The sequence below is a fragment of the Murimonas intestini genome (assembly GCF_024622195.1).
Classification (GTDB): Bacteria; Bacillota; Clostridia; order Lachnospirales; family Lachnospiraceae; genus Murimonas; species Murimonas intestini.
In genome coordinates this window covers 79,350-100,087 of sequence record NZ_JANKBI010000018.1, presented here as the reverse complement: position 1 = coordinate 100,087, position 20,738 = coordinate 79,350, and the positions used below count along the sequence as shown (strand labels likewise).

Below are 20,738 nucleotides of genomic sequence, written 5' to 3'. Positions count from 1 at the left end.
AATTATTTCAAATGTGTAATAAATCTTTACGGAATTATTACAGCTTAGTTAAAATAGTACAGGATTTCAAGGAAAAAGTCAATAGAAAAGCCCAGATTTATGCACTTCTGCATAAATCTGGGCGATACTTTTTAAGATTTTCTTAACCGGTTTTGCGCCGTTTGATGACCTTCAGACGGGTAAATTCTTCACGTTCCTTTTCTTCCAGTGCATTCTGGATATTTGTAGATAATGCCTGGTATGTGGGGATTGTGATATTCTTCAGGGCATTGGCGCGTTTCTGGGTCTTTTTGATATTTGTAGCCAGGCGGTACGCTGAGTTTTCTATCATGGACAGGCGGATGGTCAGATCCTTCACCTTCTCAAAAGCAACTTTAGCTTCATCCAGGGACTTCCTGGTGGAGTAAAACGCATAAGTAGGGACGGAGACGATCGGATCATACTGGACCAGGGGGATCTCTGTCCCCATGATGCTTCTTGTCTTGATTTTGATAGAATTCTCTACAGGTACGGAGAATGAGATCTCCTGCACATAATTGATGCCCATCTCAATATTAGCCTTCTGGAGGGCAGCGTATGCGGTGCGGAAAGTCTCATCGATCTGCGACTGGATCTCACTGGCCTGGTCAATGAGGCCCATCATTTCCCGGATCAGGATATTACGCTTTTTATCCATCAGCTCAAAGCCTTGTTTGGCCAGGGCCAGTGAGTTTTTAGCTAATATCAGGTTACCTTTTGTAGGAAATGTATTCGGATCCATTAAATCACCTCTGCTTCCTTATCAGCAGGTTTATAGTATTTATCCAGTATCTTTGTATCGATACGGTCAAGCTCTTCACGGGGAAGCATGCCTAAAAGCTCCCAGCCCAGATCAAGGGTGTCCTCTATGGTACGGTTTTCATTCTCACCCTGCCCCACAAAATGTGTCTCAAAAGCTTTACCGAACTGCAGATATATCTTGTCAAGGGGTGACAATTCATCTTCGCCGATGACAGAAGCAAGCGATCTGGCATCTCCCACCTTGGCATAACAGGAGAACAGCTGGTTAGCCACGTCCTGATGGTCCTCACGCGTGTAACCGGCACCTATGCCGTCCTTCATTAGACGGGATAGAGACGGCAGCACGTTAATAGGCGGATAAATGGCCTGGCCGTGCAGCTGACGTTCCAGAACGATCTGGCCTTCGGTGATATATCCTGTAAGGTCAGGGATCGGGTGGGTGATATCATCATTCGGCATGGTCAGGATCGGTATCTGCGTCACAGAGCCGTTAATGCCCTCTACAATGCCGGCGCGTTCATAGATCGTGGCCAGCTCACTGTATAAGTATCCAGGATAACCTTTACGGCTGGGGATCTCTCCCTTGGAGGAGGATACCTCACGCATAGCCTCGCAGAACGAGGTCATATCTGTAAGGATGACCAGGATGTGCATACCCTTTTCAAATGCCAGATATTCGGCGGCTGTCAGCGCCACCTTCGGTGTGATAAGACGCTCTACGACAGGGTCATTAGCCAGGTTTAAGTACATTACAACGTGGTCAGAAACACCGCTTTCTTCAAATGTCTTGCGGAAGAATTCAGCTACGTCATATTTTACGCCCATGGCTGCAAATACGATAGCGAATTTCTCATCTGAGTTATCCCCCAGTGACGCCTGTTTTACAATCTGTGCAGCCAGTCTGTCGTGGGGAAGTCCGTTTCCGGAAAAGATAGGAAGCTTCTGTCCGCGGATCAGAGTAGTAAGCCCATCGATGGCTGATATACCTGTTCTGATATAATTCCTGGGATATTCCCGGGTCACCGGGTTGAGCGGAAGCCCGTTTATATCCAGCTTTACTTCCGGGCTGATCTCGCCCAGATCGTCGATGGGCTGGCCGATTCCGTTAAAGGTGCGTCCCAGGATTTCCGGGGACAGTGACACTTCCATGGGGTGGCCGGTCAGTTTTGTATGTGTATTTTTAAGGGACATTCCCTCATTGCCTTCAAATACCTGAATTACTGCTCTGTCCTCATAGAGTTCAACGATACGGCCCAGCTTCTTCTGGCTGCCCTCTACCGTTATTTCTACGATTTCATCAAAGGAAGCGCCCTGAACGCCTTCCAGAACGACAAGGGGGCCGTTAATCTTACTGAGTCCTAAATATTCTATTGACATGAATTACAACCTCCTTATGCATTTTTTGCTAATACTTCATCATAGAAATCATCCACCGCCTTGTGGTATTCATCAAACATTTCCATGCGGTCGTTGGGGACATCATATTTAATAGAAATAATTCTGTCGAAAATATTGCTTTCCTTCAGGATTGACATGGGCATTCCCATTGTGACAAGCGCTTTTGCCTTATCATACAGATACAGGATGATCTCCATCATTTTATACTGCTTCACCATAGGCACACAGGTATCTTCCTTGTGGAACGCATTCTGCTGCAGGAAACCCAGGCGGATGACTCTTGCGATTTCAAGAGTCAGCTTCTGGTCATCAGGAAGCACATCGTTTCCGATAAGCTTGACGATCTCCATAAGGCTGCTCTCCTGGTTCAGGAGCGCCATCAGCTGGTTGCGGTAATCCACAAAGTTTGGAGCCACATTGTCCTTATACCAGGGCGCAAGATCATTCAGATACTCACTGTAGCTGGTAAGCCAGTGTATTGCGGGGAAATGCCTTGCATACGCCAGGCTTTTGTCAAGCCCCCAGAAGCACCTGACAAAACGTTTTGTATTCTGTGTGACAGGTTCAGAGAAGTCACCTCCCTGAGGAGATACGGCTCCGATGATGGAGACGCTGCCTTCTGAACCGTTCAGATTCTGCATCATGCCGGACCTCTCGTAAAAAGCCGACAGCCTGCTGGCCAGATAAGCCGGGAAACCTTCTTCCGCCGGCATCTCTTCAAGACGCCCGGAAAGCTCACGGAGAGCTTCGGCCCAACGGGATGTGGAGTCTGCCATGATAGCCACGTCGTAGCCCATATCACGGTAATATTCAGCCAGTGTCAGTCCTGTATAGATAGAAGCCTCACGGGCTGCCACAGGCATATTGGAGGTATTGGCGATCAGAGTTGTACGGTCCATCAGAGGATTGCCGGAACGTGGATCCACAAGCTCTGAGAATTCTTCCAGAACCTGAGTCATTTCATTTCCGCGCTCGCCGCAGCCGATATATATGATAATATCAGCATTGGACCATTTTGCGATCTGGTGCTGTGTCATTGTCTTACCTGTTCCGAAACCGCCTGGTACGGCGGCAGTGCCGCCCTTTGCGATGGGAAAGAGGGTATCCAGGATACGCTGGCCTGTTATTAAAGGCTCTTTAGCAGCATAGCGGGCGGCTGTAGGCCTGGGTACACGTATAGGCCATTTCTGCGCCAGAGTCAGCTTGATTTCGCTTCCGTCATCCAGCTGAAGAGTGGCAATGGGATCCTTGATCGTATACTGGCCGTCTGGAGCCGTCTCCAGGATTGTGCCTCTCATGTTCGGGGGAACCATGGATTTATGAAGTATGGCAGGTGTCTCGGGTACTTCTGCAATGATGGAACCGCCGCTCACATATTCACCGGGTTTTACTGTGACATGCACATCCCAGAGCTTTGAAGTGTCCAGGGAATCAATGCTTAAGCCGCGGTTGATATACTTGCCGCTTCTTTTGGCGATCTCACTTAAGGGTCTTTCCACACCGTCAAAGATGTTGTTTAAGATACCGGGGGCAAGAGTTACAGAGATCGCATCACCTGTGGCCTCGACCGTATCTCCCGGCTTCAGGCCGGAAGTCTCTTCGTACACCTGTACAGTAGTAGTGTCAGTATCCAGGTTGATTACTTCACCAACCAGTTTTTCCCTGCCTACATAAACCATTTCAGACATCTTGAAGCCGGTATTGCCCTTCAGATAGATGACAGGTCCGTTGATGCCGTAAATAATACCAGTTCTATTATTCATGGTTTATACCTCCGTCGAATACAAATGCAGACTTTGCCTCTTCCAGCTTGGTCGCGAAGGAGTTGTCGATCAGGATATGCCTGTCTGCCAGGACAGCTCTTGTGCCTCCCATGAAAGAATACTCAGATATGACCACCTGAGCATTAGTGGCAGCGTTTAAGCTGAGCTGTTTAGAGGAGTCGGCAGGATCGATATATATTACATAATGGTCATTGCCGGCTACTTTTTTGATGTCGTTGATCTGTTTGATCAGAAGCTGGTCGTATGCAGGGGTATCCATATATTCTTCCAGATTGGTCTGGACCTCTATAAACAGCTTTTCTTTCAGCTCTGTATGTTTTTTTGTTATCTCACGTTTAATCTGAAGCTGTTCCTTGGATAGGGCCATGTTGTTTGCGCGCTTCAGGCTGTCTGCCTCAGTCTTGATCTGTAGGGCAGCCTGCCTTTCTTTAGCAGCTTTATGTTCTTTAAAAATCTTTTCAAGGGCAGCTTTGTGTTCTTCTATCATCTGAACACTCTGCTCCCGGGCTTTTTCCATGGAAGATTCTTCGAAATGTTTTAACTTTTCTTCAGTTGTCAAAAATCTTCACCTTCTTTACAGTTTTAGTCCAATTGCTTCATTGACGTATGACGTGATAAAGTCTGCCTTACGCCCCGTACCATGCCTATCTGGAATCTCAATAATCAGCGGAAGCTTACGGCGCAGCTTGACATCATCGATGATTTCCGGAAATTCGCGGCCGAATTTTTCCGTGAGCAGGATGATCCCAATGGTCTTATCCGCCACGGCTTTTTCCAATTCTTCCCTTAATTCCGCTCTCTCATGTACTACGCAGCCTTCCACGCCTGCTAGTCTCATTCCGGTATAGGTATCTACGTTATCACTGATCAGATACATCCTCATGGCAGATTATAACTTACCTAAGATCATGAAGGAGATGATTAAGCCGTAAAGGGCAACACCTTCTGCCAGACCTACGAAGATAAGTGATTTACCAAGAATACTCTGGTCTTCACTGATTGCACCGAGAGCTGCGCTTGCAGCACTAGCAACTGCAATACCGCCGCCGATACAAGACAAACCTGTTACTAAAGCTGCTGCAAGGTAACCAAGTCCTGTGGACAGATCTCCTGCTGATGCAGCTGCTTCCCCAGCTGCCAAAGAAGTAGAATCGCTTGTAAAAGCGATGATATTTGCAAGAATCAATGTTCCAAAGAAGAAGAAGCAATTGACTGCCAATGAAGTCTTATATCTACCTCTGTTTTTTTCGCCGATTAAGAAAGCTCCAAAAGGTACGATGATGCTGAGAACCAAAGCTACTACTAATAAGATTGATGTTATTGTTGACATATTATATCCTCCTCTTAAATTAAATTATATGATCAAAAAGGAACCCTTTTTGTATCTGAAGTTATTTATTGTGTTTTATCTGTGCGAAGGGTTTAAATTCGCGGCCTGTTCCTTTATAGAATCGGCTGAACATTTCATAATATTCCAGACGGAGCACCTGAATACCTACGATCAGGCCTTCCATGCCGCATACGAAAATGTTTCCAAGCACGATGACGATCCAGTTGGGGGTACCGGCCTCGGCGCCCGCCAGCATCAGCACTACCTCCATCATGGCCGCATGGCTGACTGCAAAAGCGCCGATACGGACAAAGGAAAGAGTGTTGGAGAAGTAGCTTAAAAGAACTTCAAACATCTCAAATACTGTCTGGACAATAAACATGCCTTTTTCTTTTGGCATAAAATCCGCTCTTTTCTGGACAAGCTTGGAGAGCGGCTCCTTTAAAGCGATCAGGACAAGCGGTATTACAAACATCAGGGCAATCACTATTCCGGCAGGAAGAGTGTGACCTGTCATGAAGAGCACAAGTATCAGCACGATTGCTCCGTAGAATACAAGTCCGGCCAGTCCGTTTGTATCAAACCAGGTATTTTCCGGATCATGGGCTTTCATGCCGTTAATGATATGGAATACCATAGTCACAAGGATAAGGAGCATACCGAAGCCGATAGCGATGATGAATACCGTATTCAGCTTGCCTATAAACGGAACAGTGGTCATACTGTCTACGGGCCTGAGCCACAGGGCAGGTATCAGGTCTTCGAAGCCAAAGAAGCTTCCGAAGAGAAGTCCGAAGATGGTGGAGAAAAATCCTGCACAGGAAACGATCGCAGCCAGATCCAGCTTCTTAAAGTGATAGAGCAGATACCCGCCTATGAGCAGGCACAGCCCCTGTCCCGCATCTCCGAACATGGCCCCGAAAATAAAGGCATATGTGATACCCACAAAAACAGTGGGATCGATCTCATTGTAGGCAGGCAGGCCGTACATTCTGACAAACATCTCAAAGGGCTTGAACAGCCTAGGGTTCTTCAGCTTTGTAGGCGGCTGATGGACCACGTTGTTATTGTCATCTTCCAGTATACAGTACAGGTTGGTGTCATTTGCCACATCCTTCTCGAATGCTATGGCATCGTTCTCAGTCATCCATCCGCAGAGTATATAGAAGACCTGATGGTCATTCTTGGCCCTGGTGCAGGCAGCCAGCCGCCGCACATCAAAGTTTGTAGAAAGAGAAGCCAGTTTTTTCCGGGCTGTAATTATCTCCTCCTTGTGGGAGACGAGAGTACTGTCAATAGTCTTCTGGCATTCATGGATCAGGTTTGTGTACTTATCGATGTCTTTCTGCAGTTCAGCCGCTGCCTGGTGAGGGGTGCCGGTATAATCATCCGGAATGTAGATCCTCTCAAAATGCATGGAAGAATATACAGCGTCAATTTTATTTGCCTGAGATGCGGGCACAAAATAAATGCCCCAAACGTAATTCTCATCGCTGTGGCATCTGTAAAATACGGTGTCCAGGTCATCATAGACATATTTTGCTAATTTATCATAATATTCATGGGAGATCTTCCCAAACCGGTATTTAATGAACCGGAATTCTAAAACAGCGTGGATACTGTAATCAAATTCCAGGAATGGCTCAATAGTTTTGTATGAAGAGCGCAGAGCCTCGCGTTTTTCTTCATAGATATTCCGCTTCGTGCGGATATCACGTATCTTTTCATCCAATCCCCTTATCAGGTCGATGGATTTATCAAGTGACATCTCTTTTTCAGAAGAAAAAGAGGGATCAGCCACAGATTCCGCAAATTCATTTGCCTTAGTCAGCCATTCCCTGTATGGGTTGATCTCCATAAAGGGTGTCAGCTGTTCCACCGTCTTCAGCTCAGACAGAGCATTCTCGAGGTGAATCTCGTACTTTGATAAGTATTGGTTTACCACACGGTCGATATCGGCCTGAGGTCCCGTAATACTTAAAAATTTCATTTTAACAATCAAAAAAGTTCCCCCCCTGTCTAATGCGTAATGTATTCCAGCGTCTCACTGGGGCTTAAGCCGTAGCGGATGCATTCCAGCGCGATGGTCAGCTTGCTGATCTCATGTTCCTTAGAATAAAGAAATGCGATGATCGTAGCGACAGAATAAGGATTCTGTGAAGCGTTTTTGTGCTGAACGAAGTCCCTGATATTGTTATATGCAGAGTCCAGCGGAGTATCCATAAACTGCGGATAGTGTTTGGCATAATACCCCTTTTTAACAACAGCTTCAAACTCATCAAGCGTAGGCGCTTCCACCATGTCACGAATATCAGTCTTTTTTAAATGATATTGTACCGGAATCAATAATGCATAGATTTCTGCGTTAGTCATATGATAATATTTTTTACAGCGATAGATCCAGCGTATATTCAGAAGATCCATTTTTACGCCGTATGCATCCATAAAGCTGCGCAAGGCATCCTTTTTCAGAGCTTTATCTTTATTTTTCCAAAGCCATGTGAAATAATAGATATCCAGGGCCATCTCATAGTCAAATAAAGTAGGATGCTCAATATTTGAAAGCCTGTTCAGGCGTTCATAATAAATACTGCCCTTCAGATTTGCAACAAGCTCCTCTATAGTACGGGAATTGGACAGCTTATTCAGGTCCAGATCTGAGTGTTTCTCAAAGAAATCATAGAAAAGGCTCAGGTCCAGTTTAAAATCGCGGTGGTCAAAGACCATTCTCATACACCGCTTCAGGATTGCCACCTCGTAACGTTTGAAGTACATATCCAGAAATTTCCTCTGGTGAATTGTGGCAAACCGGTATATTTTCTGGAAATCCACATAAACGGCATTTGTGAGGATTTTTTCAATTTCGTTTCGATGCAGCGTTGCCTCGTCCATATTAGCAAACAATTCATGATAGCCGGGATGCTTTTTTATATAAGCAACGGCGTCGGGCACAGATTTCTGTGCGGCCAGTTCCCTGTAGTCGTCCTGCGTAAAAAAGCGGCTCTGGATTGCGCGTATCTTGGTTGTGGTTCCGCTGTATGCTAACAGGTTACCCATAAGCCTACCCCTCAATCAGTTGTTTTAATATGTTGTCAGCTAGTTTTTTGTGGTTTTGGTCATAATCTGCTTCCAGACTGGCGACCAGATTTTTTGTTTCTTCTTTTAATCTGGCGAGTTCGACGGCCATATCTTCCTTCAGCTTAGCCTGCAGCTCGTTCAGTGTCTGGGCTGTTTTGGCATCTACGTCAGCGTCAAACTCTTTTATTTTGGCATCGGCCTGCTTATCCAGTTCCTTTTTCTCTTGCGCTGCGGCATCAATGATTTTTACCGCCTGCGCTTCGATCTCGGATAATCGGTTAACAACCATATCCATAATGCATGCCTCCTACTCTATATTGTTATCCTTTTATCATACACTATTTTAAGAAAAATTCCATAGAAAATTTTACAAATTCATAATTTATAAAGAATTAAATTTTGTATATTTTTCAAAAGTGTGGTAAAATCTTTAGGTTACGGAAAAATTTTTTCGTATAGATTAGACTAAATTATGGGAAAAATATGGGAAAAAAGGAGAGAACCAATGCGGTTAAGGAATATTCCGAGATCACAGGAAGTGATTGATAAAAGTAAATATGTAGTCCACGATGAAAAAATGGCGAAGGGACTGTGGAAAAAAGAAATTTTCGGGAATACAAACCCGGTACATATTGAGGTTGGCATGGGAAAGGGAAGGTTTATCACAGAACTTGCAAAAGCCAACCCGGATATTAATTATGTGGGGATAGAAAGGTATACAAGTGTTCTGCTCCGCGCCGTGGAAAAGCTTGAGGATGAGGAGACTGCCGGTGGAGAGGTGCTTAAAAATCTTTTCTTCCTGTGCATAGACGCACGGGAGCTTCCGGAGATCTTCGGTGAGGGCGAGGTGGATAAGATATATCTGAACTTCTCAGATCCCTGGCCCAAGGACAGACATGCCAGGAGACGGCTCACATCCAGAGAGTTCCTGGGAAGATATGACAAGATATTGGCAAAAGAGGGAACGGTTGAATTTAAGACGGACAACAGGGGACTCTTTGACTTCTCGCTGGCGGAAGTGGAACCGGCAGGCTGGCACCTGATGGCATCTACGTTTGATCTGCACCACGATGAGGAAATGGTAAAGGGCAACGTAATGACAGAATATGAGGAGAAGTTCTCCGCCATGGGCAATCCGATCTGTAAAATGATTATCGCAAGGGGAGAATGCGGCATATAGTATTAAAAAGAAGTATCTGTTCAGGTACCGTATTTTCCCGGAGAGAATGAGGAAAGCCGGTATCTGGCAGCTGCGGGCGGAGGCAGGAGACTATGAGCAGCAAGAGAGGGCTGAAAGATAAGCTGGGAATGGCGATCTATGACAATCCCAGGCTGAATGAGAAGCTACTCATTATGAAAAAATCGTTTGATGAGGTGAACAAGGGGCTTCAGGGGGGCAGGAAGAAAGAAGATAAGAAATAAGGGACAGCTATTTGGCAGGTCTGCGCACTTGCCGCACAGACCGAAAGAAAATGATTCAAACGTTAAAAATCAGAAAAAGCCCTGCAGATCTCAGCAGTCATACAGCTGAAGCCTGCAGGGCTTTTTGGTCATATATTGATGCACAGCCGCGTTTTAGGCGGCGGATTTTATATTCCGCTTGTGCAGCCTTGACAGCAGCAGCCTGTTCAGGAGGTAGCGCAGCACAGCTATGACAGGAACGCCCAGGAACATTCCCAGGACTCCGGCCATGCTTCCGCCTATCGTGATGGCGAAGATGATCCACAGAGGCTTCACGCCTGTTGAATCACCCAGGATCTTCGGTCCCAGGATAAGTCCGTCAAACTGCTGGAGCACCAGAATGAGAACTCCGAAGATCACAGCTTTTAACGGGCTTACGATCAGCATTATCAGGATACCGGGAACAGCTCCGATAAATGGACCGAAATAAGGAATCATGTTTGTAACCCCGACGATAACGCTGATAAGAACTGTGAACGGCAGCTGGAACAGGGTCATAAACAGAAAGCACAAAAGTCCGATTATCAGTGAGTCCACAGCCTTGCCAACGATAAAGCTGCTGAATAACCTGTTGCACTCGCTGAAGACCTCCATAGTAGTATCTATCTTTTTAACTGGTACAAATGCGTATATTATAGATCTGACGGAGTTCAGCAAAGGCTTTTTATCTGAAAGCATATAAATTGATACGATAAGTGTGATAATGACATTCAGTATCCACTGCACGATAGAAACAGATACTGAGTATACAGCGGGCACTATATTTGAAGCGAAATCCTTCAGATAAGTGATCATATTGGGCAGGGCATTATTAATAGTATCCCGGACCACATCAATGTCCAGATCAGGGAAATGCTCCTCCAGGTTATCAAAAAAGTGATAGATAGCGTCATATGTCTGGGGGATAGAATTCACCAGCTCAGTGATACTGTCAACGATCTGCGGGATAACACCGAACAGGGTGACGATAATAAGCCCTAAAAACAGCAGGTAGGTAGTGGCAATAGAGAGTATACGCTGTACCTTGACTGACTTTATCTTGCAGACATTCCTGAAAAACCTCATTAACTGGTTGACTGCCGGATTCAGTATAAAAGCCAGAAGTCCTCCGATAATGAAAGGCATCAGAATATTGAAGATGTTCTGAATAGTGACTATAGTCTCCTCCCACGACATGATACATTTAATTATAAGCGTGGATAAAAAAACGACACAGAGAGCGTAGACAGATATAGTAAAATATTTGTTGTTTGCCAGGAAACGCCTGGGAAAGCCGTCATCAGTAACTTCATGTGCATAGGAATCTGTATCCGGGGTCTCTGTGGGGGTATTATCATCTTCAGTGGAGATGCTGCTTACAGCGGTTTCTTTGGCGGCTGCAGTGGTATCACCGGCTTTCTTATGTATTTGTCCGGCCGGATTAGCCGTTCCTTTTCCGGGATTCTTTGTGTTAAAGTTTTTTTTCAACAATTTAGTCATGGTCCTGACCCTTTCAGTTACATATGAAATCTGTAACAAAATCTCTTTTATTTAAATATTAGCCTGAAATGTACGCAAAACGCACTTTTGTTCTTATCCCATTATAAAGGGTAAAGATTCAGGTTTCAAGGCGTTGTATAAAATAATTTCTTATAATTATATAAACTGGGCCAGTAAAAAAATAATAAAAAATGAAAAAAAATTTAAAATAATGCTTGCAATTTAAAAAAGAATATAATATAATAACTCTTGCGTTAAGGAAGAGCCTTAACGGAAAAGCATAAGCGCCTTTAGCTCAGTTGGTAGAGCAGTAGACTCTTAATCTATTTGTCCAGGGTTCGAGTCCCTGAAGGCGCATTTGAAGCACTGTTTTTGCGGTTTAAGCCGTGGGGACGGTGTTTTTTTGCGCGTATTCAGGTTTTTAGGGATTTTGGGAGCACGAAGTGCGGAGAAATCCGCAAAAATCAGGGGGCAAAAGGCTTTAGGATTTACTAACAAAAAGGAAATAAATAAGTAGTAGACACGCCATCCTGGGCGGCCTAACCGGATGGCGGATTGGGATGTAAGCTGTAGAGGATCATACCGCCCTTTTTATCATATTCTGTATCCCAAAGTTCGGAGAGGGACAGATATAGTTCTTTGCCATAGGTTATGGTCCTGACATAGAATCCGCTGCCGGAATCCTCGTAGCCGGCGACCATGAACCAGTGCCAGACAAAATCCCTGAAAGCGCGGTTTTTATGGTTCAGGAGCAGGAAGGGGATGGGAAGGCCTGCATCTAACTGGCGGCGGACAGCTGTCTCGGCGTGCTTTACAGGAAGTTTTCCTGAAAATCCTTCCATTGATATGCAGGAAATTTCTGAATTATCCAGATAACCTCTGAATCCGCCCATGAACAGTTCCAGTGTATCGATTCCCTGGATACGGGGACGCAGATATGGTTTCATCTCCTTGCAAAAACGCAGATAATCCTTTTTATTCAGCTTTTGTACATCAAAAGGATATAAGCCTTTTATGCCTTTGTAGAGGGACAGGTAAATGCAGGTCTCACAGGCTGCGATCGCAGCACATCCGCCTAATTTCATCATGGGGTCAAAAAACCAGTTCTGGCATCCGCCCCGGCACTCTTCGATATTAAAGTAAGGCAGTTCTTTTTTCATTGTAATCCCCCCTTAGATGTGATTATCAAGTTAGTCTGCTTTCTGTGACAGATTATAACATACCTTATTATAATTAACAGCTTTATCTGTTTCATTCATAGTAAATGTGAAACACCGGTTGAAATCTCTTGTGCAGTTGGATAGAATGAGGGGAATGAAGACAATATAAATGCAGGTGAGGTAAAAAATGAAGGAAATTGCGATCATTGATGATGATGTCTATATAGGAAATATGTTAGAGGAACTTCTTCTGCGGGAGGGCTACCGTGTAACACGCGCGTACTCAGGGACAGAGGCGCTTATGCTGCTAAAGAGCAGGAGGCCGGATCTTGTGCTTCTGGATCTGATGCTTCCGGGCCTTGGCGGGGAGGAAGTGCTTCCAAAGATACAGAATATCCCTGTCATTATCCTCAGCGCAAAAACGGATGTCCAGGACAAGGTCAGTATGCTGCTGGGAGGTGCAGCGGACTATATAACTAAGCCGTTTGAAGCAAGGGAGCTGCTGGCCCGCATCACTGTTCAGCTGAGGGGAAGGATTCAGGAAGAAGGACATCAGATCCTGTCATTTGGGGGACTGGACCTGGACACGCAGACCCATGAAGCCGGAAACGGCGAAAAGAAGGTGCGGCTGACTAAGACAGAATATGCTATCTTAAAACTGCTTATGCAGAATCCATCTCAGGTAATCACAAAATCTCAGATATTGGACAGAATAAGTGAAGATACGCCTGACTGTATGGAAAGCTCCCTGAAAGTCCACATCAGTAATCTGAGAAAAAAGCTGCGCCGGCTCGATGAAAAAGAATATATAGAATCAGTCTGGGGAATTGGTTTTAAGATGCTTTAACTATTTCTGTAACTGTTCAGTACCTTCACAGTTACATGCAGAAATCCATTTAAAATCGTTGGAAACGATGGGATTTCTGCACTCTTGAATCATGTTCTCACGTTCTGTGCAGTAAATGCACAGACCTGCTGAATAGTTAACTATTTCTTTACCTTTTCCTTTACCGCTTTCTTGACCTTATAGGGCTATTATTATAAATGTTATAGTTACGCCATATACAAAATAAGGAGGAAATGATATGGAATATGTTCTAAAGGCCAGCCGATTGACAAAAAAATATAAGAATTCAAAAGCTCTGGACGGTCTTACTATGCACGTTGAAAAAGGAGCCATATACGGATTCGTGGGAAAGAACGGAGCGGGAAAAACGACGCTTATCAGGATAATATGCGGGCTGCAGAGGCCTGAGGGCGGAGAATATGAGGTTTATGGGGTTAAAAATTCTGATAAAGAAATTATACAGGCACGGAGAAGGATGGGAGCAGTCATTGAGACGCCTTCTATTTATCTGGAAATGTCAGCAGAAGAAAATATCAGAGAACAATACAGAATACTGGGGCTTCCGTCCTTTGATGGGATAAGTGAACTGCTGGAGCTTGTGGGGCTTGCGGGAACAGGGAATAAAAAGGCAAAAAATTTTTCCCTTGGTATGCGCCAGCGCCTTGGCATTGCTGTAGCCCTGGCAGGCTCACCTGACTTTCTGGTGCTGGATGAGCCGGCGAACGGTCTGGACCCTCAGGGGATTATAGAGATACGGGAGCTGATACTGAGGCTGAACAGGGAGTATCAGATAACTGTGCTTATCTCCAGCCATATTCTGGATGAGCTTTCACGTCTGGCTACCCACTACGGCTTTATAGAAAATGGACGCATCATAAAGGAAATCAGTGCAAAAGAGCTGGAGGCGGTCTGCAGGAAATGCATGCGTGCAGAGGTGACGAGCACTGTTGTGCTGTCCCGCGTCCTGGAACGTCTTGGAATGGAGTATACAGTTGTCTCTGACACTCAGGCGGATATATATGGAAAGGTCAGCATCACAGACCTGGCGCTGGAGCTGTCCAAAGAAGGATGTGAGGTCAGGTCGGTCCATGAGCGAGATGAAAGCCTGGAGAGCTACTATGTAAGTCTGATGGGAGGTGGCAGAGATGAGTAAACTTCTGAATGCCAACTTTGCAAGGCTCAAAAAGGAGAAAGTATTCTGGATAACAGTTGTGTTTATGGTAATATATGCAGCAGGAGTGTGTATTTGGGCTTACTCAAGAGGCAGCGGCATCAAGTTTGACGGACTTTTCCTGTACGTATACGGGCTCGGCGGGCAGGCAGCTGTGCCGGGTATCGTCATGGCGGTCTTATGCAGCATGTTTATCGGCACAGAATACAGTGACGGGACAGTCAGAAATAAACTCGTAGTAGGGAGGACGCGTTTCGAGATATACGCTTCCAATTTTATTACATGCGCAGCAGCGGGTATTTTTCTGAATGTAGTCTGTACAGCAAGCATATGCGCAGTTGGGATCCCCTTATTCGGAGGATTTGCAATGCCTGCAGGAATGCTCATCCAGATCATCATCACGGGAGTGCTTATAATGGTATCGTATGCAGCGCTGTTTAATATGCTCGCCATGCTTCTGACTAACAAGACGTCATCCTCTGTGCTCAGCCTTATCCTGGCAATTGCGGTAATGTTTGCTGCCGCCTACATGATAGCAAGGCTGGCGGAGCCTGAGATCACGGATTTATACAGTCTGGTGGACGGACAGTTTACAGTGGAGACAGGGCCAAATCCATTCTATATCGGTGGAATGGCCAGGGTTATCTGCCAGGTTTTTGTAAATCTTTTCCCGTCCGGACAGAGCCTTCAGCTTTCAAGCGAATATGCAGAGCTGAACTGGACACTTCCTCTATACTCTGCCGGAGTGATCATTGCTGCCAATGCAGCGGGGCTGTCTGGATTTATCAGGAAAGACCTTAAGTAATACTGTAAGTTAAAAAGCAGTGCGGCATATGTCTGGCCGCGCACTGCGGCTTGTAAGGGAGGATTTTATGGAGATTTACCTGGGTATACTGTGTACCGTCCTGCTGGCAGCTGTTTTTGGCCTTTTGGTCCGGCTGTATCTGATACGCAGGTCAGTGCGGGAGATAGGCGATAGTTTTGCCGACAGGCTGAAGACAGATACAAATACGCTTATCGATGTATCATGTAATGATAAGACTATAAAATACCTGGCTTCCTTAATCAATGAGCAGCTGAAAACTCTGCGCAGACAGAGCCACAGGTATATCCAGGGGGATAATGAATTGAAGGAAGCAGTTACAAATATTTCACATGATCTGAGGACTCCGCTGACGGCTATCTGCGGTTATCTGGATATGCTTGAGGGAGAGGAAATGACTGAGAATGCCCGGAGATATCTTCTGATCATCAGAAACAGAGCTTCTGCATTAAAACAGCTGACAGAGGAATTGTTTCAGTACTCCATTATAATTTCATCAGGAGAGGAACAGGAGAAGGAGGATATCGTAGTAAATTCTCTGCTGGAGGAAAGTGTCGCAGCCTGTTATGCAGTTTTGAAGGAAAAAGGGATCATCCCCCTGATTACCATGACTGAGGAAAAGGTCAGGCGCTGCCTTAATAAAAATACAGTATCCCGGATATTTGGAAATATCATCAGCAATGCGGTAAAGTACAGCGACGGTGACCTGAGTATTGTCCTGGATAAGGATGGGACAGTGGTATTTTCCAACAGGGCCAAAGGGCTTGACCAGATTGCAGTAGGCAGGCTGTTTGACCGTTTCTTTACAGTAGAGACGGGGCGCGGATCCACAGGACTTGGCCTGTCTATCGCCAGGTCACTGACAGAACAGGCCGGGGGAAGCATACATGCCGACTATAAGAAGGAGACGCTGTATATTACAGTTCAGCTGTAAAAGGAATATAATGTAAATAGACTGTAGAAAGGAAAAGGGGCTAAGATGACAGCAGCGAATGATATAAATCTAAGAGAAGAGAAAGCTGAAGATTACAGGAAGGTTGAGGAAGTGACAAGAGAGGCCTTCTGGAATCATTATTCTGAAGGATGTGATGAGCATTATCTTGTGCATGTCATGAGAGGATCTGCCAGTTTTGTTAAGGAATTGGCAATTGTGGCAGAGGCAGAGGGTAAGATAGTGGGGAATATCATGTATACAAGGGCAAAGATACTGGGAAATGACGGAAATGTGTATCCGGTTCTCTGTTTTGGGCCGGTTTCCGTCCTCCCGTCCTGTCAGGGGAAGGGTATCGGTACTATGTTGATTGAACACTCCTGCAGCAAAGCGCGCAAATTAGGCTACAAGGCTGTGCTGATTTACGGGGATCCGGAATTTTACAAAAGGGCGGGTTTTGTTCCGGCCGAGAGGTTTGGAATCTGTACTCCGGATGGCATGTATGCGGCAGCTCTCCAGGCAAGAGAGCTGGTGAAAGGAGCGCTTGAAGGATGTGCGGGCAGCTTTGCCGAAGATTCTGTCTTTGAAATAGATGAAAAAGATTCCGCAGAATTTGATAAAAGCTTTCCTCACAGGGAAAAAATGTCAGGCTTGCCTTCTCAGAAGCGCTTCCGGGAGGTGGCGGCAATGAGACGTCCAAGGGAGGCATAGCAGTCAGCAGTCTACGCGGTCCCGCGTTTGATAAGGCTGACCGGGAACATGACAGACTGCGGCAGCATGGTTCTCCCGCCAGAGGCAGGTCCATGAGCGCTCCTTGAAGCTTTGGCGGTGTCTGCAGCATTTAAAGCGTCTGTGATATAATCTACTGCCGCACTGCAGATTTCCTTAACAGGCTGATGGATGGTGGTGAGGGGAGGCGTGCATAGAGCCGCAAGGTCTGTGTCATCGTATCCAATTACTTTTACATCCTCCGGCACGCGTTTTCCCTGTGCGGACAGATACTGGACAAGCTGTGCAGCCATGATATCATTGGAAGTGAATACGCCGTCAATGCCGGGATGATCATAAAAAAGCTCTTCAATCATTGCTTCATAGTGCATGGAGATAAAAGACTCTTCAGAAGCATCTATAAAAAGCGGGGATTCCATCCCTGCTTTTTCGCATGTATCCCTGAATCCCAGGAAACGCTTGTTGGCATCCATATCCAGTCCGGCGCTTCCGCTAAGATATACTAAACTTGTGCATCCACAGCCCAGGAGATGTTCAGCTGCCAGTTCTCCCCCGTGGTAATTGTCAGAACAGATAGAGGGGATGTCAGGGGATATGATTCTGTCTATAGTAACGACCGGGGCATCAAAGCTGAGATAATCCCGGAGGTTCTGGGTATGGCTGGCGATAATGACTCCCGCTACTTTGTTCGCCTTGAGCATTCCGAAATATTCCAGTTCTTTTTCAAGCTGCAGGTTGGATACACAGAGCAGCAGCTTGTAGCCGTTTGCCACCACAGCCTGTTCCGTGTACTCTATCACCTGGGAAAAAAAGAAATTTTTAGCAGAGGGAACGATCAGGCCTATAAAATTGCTTCTTTTTTTAGTCAGGGACTGCGCAAGTTCATTTGGCTGGTAATCCAGTTCCTTCATGGCATCCATGATCTTTTTTCGTGTCTTTTCGCTTATGTTCACGCGGTTATTCAGCATTCTGGAGACCGTTGTCACAGTCACGCCTGCTTTCTGCGCCACATCTTTTAAAGTTGCCATTAATATTTAAATCCCCCTTGCCATGTGCATAGTAATAGTAAAGTTACTGTTCACTCCGGCCAGTAACATATTAAATTCTATTGTATGCGAAATGCTGGAAATGTCAATGATTCTTGGAAAAGAGTGCTTTGTGTGGTAACAGTTCAGCCTTCCACTGTTCCGCGAGGTGTTTTCGTGCGTATTTGCACGAAAATCCCGAGAGCTGCAGCGCGAAACGGCGGTTTTTGCCGTTTCTGTGCAACGCGGAGCGTGTTACTGTTCACGGAGTGAACAGTAACCTTTGTGCATAATGCATAAGAAAACAGTTAAAAGTTTGGAAGCAAAACAGGTAAAAACAAAATGTCAACCGATTGACATTTTGCAAAAACCTATTATAATAAAGCTATACAGTAGCAGCGGCAGGAAGCCAAAATGATAAAGGAGAATCCAAAATGAAAAAACCAGAAAATAAGATCATGTTAATTACTTACCCGGACAGCATGGGTAATAATCTGAAAGATTTGGACAGGATACTGGATAAATATTTTGAAGGTGCAGTTGACGGTGTACACATCCTCCCCTTCTTTCCATCCTCAGGGGACAGAGGCTTTGCTCCGAAAAATTACTACGAAGTAGATAAGGCTTTCGGGGACTGGAATGATATAGAGGGGTTGGGAGAAAAATATTATCTCATGTGCGACTACATGATTAACCACATTTCAGCCCAGAGTGAGTATTATAAGGATTTTCTGGAAAAGAAGGATGCTTCCGAGTATAAGGATCTCTTTATAAGATATAAAGATTTCTGGCCGGGCGGAGAACCCACACAGGGGCAGGTGGATATTATCTATAAAAGGAAGCCGAGAGCCCCATATGTGGATGCTGAATTTGCGGACGGCACAACGGAAAAGATATGGTGTACTTTTGACAAAGAGCAGATAGATATCAACTGCAAGTCGGCGGCAGGACAGGAATTTATCAGAAAGAATCTGGAAGGACTCTGCAGGCATGGGATCTCAGTGGTACGGCTGGATGCATTTGCCTATGCCACAAAAAAAGCCGGCACTACCTGTTTTTTTGTGGAGCCTGACGTGTGGGAGTTCCTGGGAGACTGCCGCAGGATCGCGGATGAATATGGGGTGACTATCCTGCCTGAGATCCATGAGCATTATACCATGCATAAGAAGATCGAAAATGGAGGGTACTGCACATACGACTTTGCTCTGCCTATGCTTCTCATTAATGCACTTTACTATGGCCAGGCAAAATACCTGAAGCACTGGCTGGAGATCTGCCCCCGAAACCAGTATACTACCCTTGATACCCACGACGGGATAGGAGTGGTAGATGTGAAGGATCTGCTCCCCGATGAAGAGATTGACAGGACTAAAGAGGACATTTTTAAATACGGGGCTAATGTTAAGAAGATCTATAACACAGCCGCTTATAATAATCTGGACATCTATCAGGTAAACTGTACTTACTATTCAGCTCTGGGAGAAAATGATACGGATTATCTGATTGCCCGTGCAGTACAGTTTTTTGCTCCCGGTACGCCTCAGGTGTATTATGTGGGAATGCTGGCAGGAAAAAATGACATCAAGCTGCTGGAAGAAACGAAGGAAGGACGCAATATTAACCGTCACTACTATTCGGAAGAAGAGATCGCACAGGAGGTCAGGCGGCCTGTAGTTGAAAAACTTTTAGAACTTATGAGGTTCAGGAATACACATCCGGCATTTAACGGAGATTTTTCTGTATCAGGTGATGACACAGGGCTGGAGATACTCAGAAGCAACGAAGGCCAGTGGGCGAAGCTGAATGTGGACTTCGAAAAGAAAGAATATACTATCACATACACGGATGAGGGCGGGAAGGTCTGCAGATTATAACAGAGAGCCATGAGTAAAATAAAAGCCAGAAGCTTTGCCCTGTAAAGAGGGCGGCTTCTGGCTTTTTGGGTTAAGATATAAACTGGTAAACACCAATATGTAAGGGAACGAGTCCTTTCTAAACATAATATGGGTTGGGTTTAAGCAGAAGAACTACAAGATCTACCATCCAGCCTATTCCAAACAGACCAATGGTGAAGAAGTAAATAAATCCCATACCTATTTTTCCTTCATAAAATTTGTGCCCGCAGATTGTAAAGAAACAGAGAAGAAGAGAAACCCACTTGTTTTTTGGTCTTCCATATACACGGTCAGAATCGACGGAAGCATAAGCGGCAGCTGAAGAAGAAGCCACATTATTATTATTGTTGTTGATAACAATATTTCTGTCATTATTATTTAGTTCTTCAACCTGTTTTCCGCATTTTGGACATATTATGCAGTCCATATCAATTAATCCACCGCAGAATTTACAATATTTTTTTTGGTTGAATGGGGTTCCGCAGTTGGGACAGCTTGGTGCTTTGTCCGATATTTCTTTTCCACACTCGGGACATTGGATTAACGCCATAACTCTTTCCTTCCTTCTTATGTTTTTAACAAAGGTCTCTTGCCTGTTGTTTTAAATTCTCTTTCCGGTATAAAACAGTTTGATTTACAGAAAAATTTAGCATCCGGAAACAATCCCGAATGCCTGATATTCAATTCCCTCCCAAAGATGGGAAAATTATGGAGTGGAGACAAGGGGGCTCGAACCCCTGACCTCTCGCGTGTGAGGCGAACGCTCTCCCGGCTGAGCTATACCTCCATGTGACTATTATAACACTAAATAGTAAAAATGGAAATATTTTTTTAAAATATAAAAAGG

The 20,738-nt window shown here is 45.2% G+C and carries 21 protein-coding genes and 2 tRNA genes; 9 read left to right on the top strand and 14 right to left on the bottom strand.

Annotated features, from left to right (window positions below):
- Window positions 1-142 precede the first annotated feature (142 nt).
- The 9 genes from NSB28_RS20565 to NSB28_RS20525 all read right to left on the bottom strand — a co-directional run bounded on the left by NSB28_RS20565 (window position 143) and on the right by NSB28_RS20525 (window position 8,665).
- Window positions 143-760 carry a V-type ATP synthase subunit D gene (locus NSB28_RS20565; RefSeq protein ID WP_109748414.1) on the bottom strand — a complete coding sequence of 206 codons (618 nt, stop codon included), beginning with the start codon at window positions 758-760 and terminating at the stop codon, window positions 143-145.
- Entirely contained in the window at window positions 760-2,157 is a 1,398-nt protein-coding gene (locus tag NSB28_RS20560) for a V-type ATP synthase subunit B (protein WP_109748415.1), read from the bottom strand. The genes NSB28_RS20565 and NSB28_RS20560 overlap by 1 nt, the downstream gene beginning before the upstream one ends.
- A gap of 14 nt (window positions 2,158-2,171) precedes the next feature.
- Window positions 2,172-3,941, bottom strand: a complete 1,770-nt coding sequence (locus tag NSB28_RS20555; protein ID WP_109748416.1) for a V-type ATP synthase subunit A — start codon at window positions 3,939-3,941, stop codon at window positions 2,172-2,174.
- The gene (locus NSB28_RS20550; RefSeq protein WP_109748417.1) at window positions 3,934-4,521 is read right to left on the bottom strand and encodes a V-type ATP synthase subunit E; all 588 of its coding nucleotides are present in this window, start codon (window positions 4,519-4,521) and stop codon (window positions 3,934-3,936) included. The genes NSB28_RS20555 and NSB28_RS20550 overlap by 8 nt, the downstream gene beginning before the upstream one ends.
- A gap of 15 nt (window positions 4,522-4,536) precedes the next feature.
- Window positions 4,537-4,845, bottom strand: a complete 309-nt coding sequence (locus NSB28_RS20545; protein ID WP_109748418.1) for a V-type ATP synthase subunit F — start codon at window positions 4,843-4,845, stop codon at window positions 4,537-4,539.
- A gap of 6 nt (window positions 4,846-4,851) precedes the next feature.
- Window positions 4,852-5,292, bottom strand: coding sequence for an ATP synthase subunit C (locus NSB28_RS20540; protein ID WP_109748419.1), 441 nt, complete (start codon window positions 5,290-5,292; stop codon window positions 4,852-4,854).
- Window positions 5,293-5,353: 61 nt separating this feature from the next.
- Window positions 5,354-7,294, bottom strand: a complete 1,941-nt coding sequence (locus NSB28_RS20535; RefSeq protein WP_109748420.1) for a V-type ATP synthase subunit I — start codon at window positions 7,292-7,294, stop codon at window positions 5,354-5,356.
- 17 nt (window positions 7,295-7,311) lie between these two features.
- Window positions 7,312-8,349 (bottom strand): V0D/AC39 family V-type ATPase subunit, encoded by a 1,038-nt coding sequence (locus NSB28_RS20530; protein ID WP_109748421.1) that lies wholly within the window; start codon window positions 8,347-8,349, stop codon window positions 7,312-7,314.
- Window positions 8,350-8,353: 4 nt separating this feature from the next.
- Window positions 8,354-8,665: a hypothetical protein gene (locus tag NSB28_RS20525; RefSeq protein ID WP_109748422.1), complete on the bottom strand. Its 312-nt coding sequence runs from the start codon at window positions 8,663-8,665 to the stop codon at window positions 8,354-8,356.
- 210 nt (window positions 8,666-8,875) lie between these two features.
- Here NSB28_RS20525 and trmB point away from each other — a divergent pair, with 210 nt between their 5' ends.
- Together trmB and NSB28_RS20515 are read left to right on the top strand one after the other, a co-directional pair.
- Window positions 8,876-9,550, top strand: a complete 675-nt coding sequence (gene trmB, locus NSB28_RS20520; protein WP_109748423.1) for a tRNA (guanosine(46)-N7)-methyltransferase TrmB — start codon at window positions 8,876-8,878, stop codon at window positions 9,548-9,550.
- A gap of 92 nt (window positions 9,551-9,642) precedes the next feature.
- A complete protein-coding gene (locus tag NSB28_RS20515; protein WP_187374413.1) occupies window positions 9,643-9,792 on the top strand; it encodes a hypothetical protein in 150 nt (49 codons plus the stop codon).
- Between the two features lie 153 nt (window positions 9,793-9,945).
- On the opposite strand, the gene NSB28_RS20510 is transcribed toward NSB28_RS20515, so the two are convergent.
- The gene (locus NSB28_RS20510; RefSeq protein ID WP_257497548.1) at window positions 9,946-11,310 is read right to left on the bottom strand and encodes an AI-2E family transporter; all 1,365 of its coding nucleotides are present in this window, start codon (window positions 11,308-11,310) and stop codon (window positions 9,946-9,948) included.
- Window positions 11,311-11,594: 284 nt separating this feature from the next.
- On the opposite strand from NSB28_RS20510, the gene NSB28_RS20505 reads away from it, so the two are divergent.
- Window positions 11,595-11,667, top strand: a tRNA-Lys gene (locus NSB28_RS20505).
- A 182-nt stretch (window positions 11,668-11,849) separates the two neighbouring features.
- Here NSB28_RS20505 and NSB28_RS20500 read toward each other — a convergent pair.
- Window positions 11,850-12,470 (bottom strand): hypothetical protein, encoded by a 621-nt coding sequence (locus NSB28_RS20500; protein ID WP_109748425.1) that lies wholly within the window; start codon window positions 12,468-12,470, stop codon window positions 11,850-11,852.
- A 187-nt stretch (window positions 12,471-12,657) separates the two neighbouring features.
- Here NSB28_RS20500 and NSB28_RS20495 point away from each other — a divergent pair, with 187 nt between their 5' ends.
- The 5 genes from NSB28_RS20495 (at window position 12,658) to NSB28_RS20475 (ending at window position 16,953) form a co-directional block, all read left to right on the top strand.
- Window positions 12,658-13,317 (top strand): response regulator transcription factor, encoded by a 660-nt coding sequence (locus NSB28_RS20495; RefSeq protein WP_109748426.1) that lies wholly within the window; start codon window positions 12,658-12,660, stop codon window positions 13,315-13,317.
- A gap of 238 nt (window positions 13,318-13,555) precedes the next feature.
- Window positions 13,556-14,470, top strand: a complete 915-nt coding sequence (locus NSB28_RS20490) for an ATP-binding cassette domain-containing protein (protein ID WP_109748427.1) — start codon at window positions 13,556-13,558, stop codon at window positions 14,468-14,470.
- A complete protein-coding gene (locus tag NSB28_RS20485) occupies window positions 14,463-15,293 on the top strand; it encodes an ABC transporter permease (protein ID WP_109748428.1) in 831 nt (276 codons plus the stop codon). Before NSB28_RS20490 ends, NSB28_RS20485 begins: the two co-directional genes overlap by 8 nt.
- Before the next feature lie 67 nt (window positions 15,294-15,360).
- Window positions 15,361-16,245, top strand: a complete 885-nt coding sequence (locus NSB28_RS20480) for a sensor histidine kinase (RefSeq protein WP_109748494.1) — start codon at window positions 15,361-15,363, stop codon at window positions 16,243-16,245.
- 45 nt (window positions 16,246-16,290) lie between these two features.
- On the top strand, window positions 16,291-16,953 hold the full coding sequence (locus NSB28_RS20475; RefSeq protein WP_109748429.1) for a GNAT family N-acetyltransferase: 663 nt from the start codon (window positions 16,291-16,293) through the stop codon (window positions 16,951-16,953).
- An 11-nt stretch (window positions 16,954-16,964) separates the two neighbouring features.
- Here NSB28_RS20475 and NSB28_RS20470 read toward each other — a convergent pair whose 3' ends face one another.
- Window positions 16,965-17,999, bottom strand: a complete 1,035-nt coding sequence (locus NSB28_RS20470) for a LacI family DNA-binding transcriptional regulator (protein WP_109748430.1) — start codon at window positions 17,997-17,999, stop codon at window positions 16,965-16,967.
- Window positions 18,000-18,430: 431 nt separating this feature from the next.
- Here NSB28_RS20470 and gtfA point away from each other — a divergent pair, with 431 nt between their 5' ends.
- Window positions 18,431-19,870, top strand: coding sequence for a sucrose phosphorylase (gtfA, locus tag NSB28_RS20465; RefSeq protein ID WP_109748431.1), 1,440 nt, complete (start codon window positions 18,431-18,433; stop codon window positions 19,868-19,870).
- 118 nt (window positions 19,871-19,988) lie between these two features.
- Here gtfA and NSB28_RS20460 read toward each other — a convergent pair whose 3' ends face one another.
- Window positions 19,989-20,441, bottom strand: coding sequence for a TM2 domain-containing protein (locus NSB28_RS20460; protein ID WP_109748432.1), 453 nt, complete (start codon window positions 20,439-20,441; stop codon window positions 19,989-19,991).
- Window positions 20,442-20,605: 164 nt separating this feature from the next.
- Window positions 20,606-20,678 (bottom strand) — tRNA-Val (locus NSB28_RS20455).
- Between the last annotated feature and the right edge of the window lie 60 nt (window positions 20,679-20,738).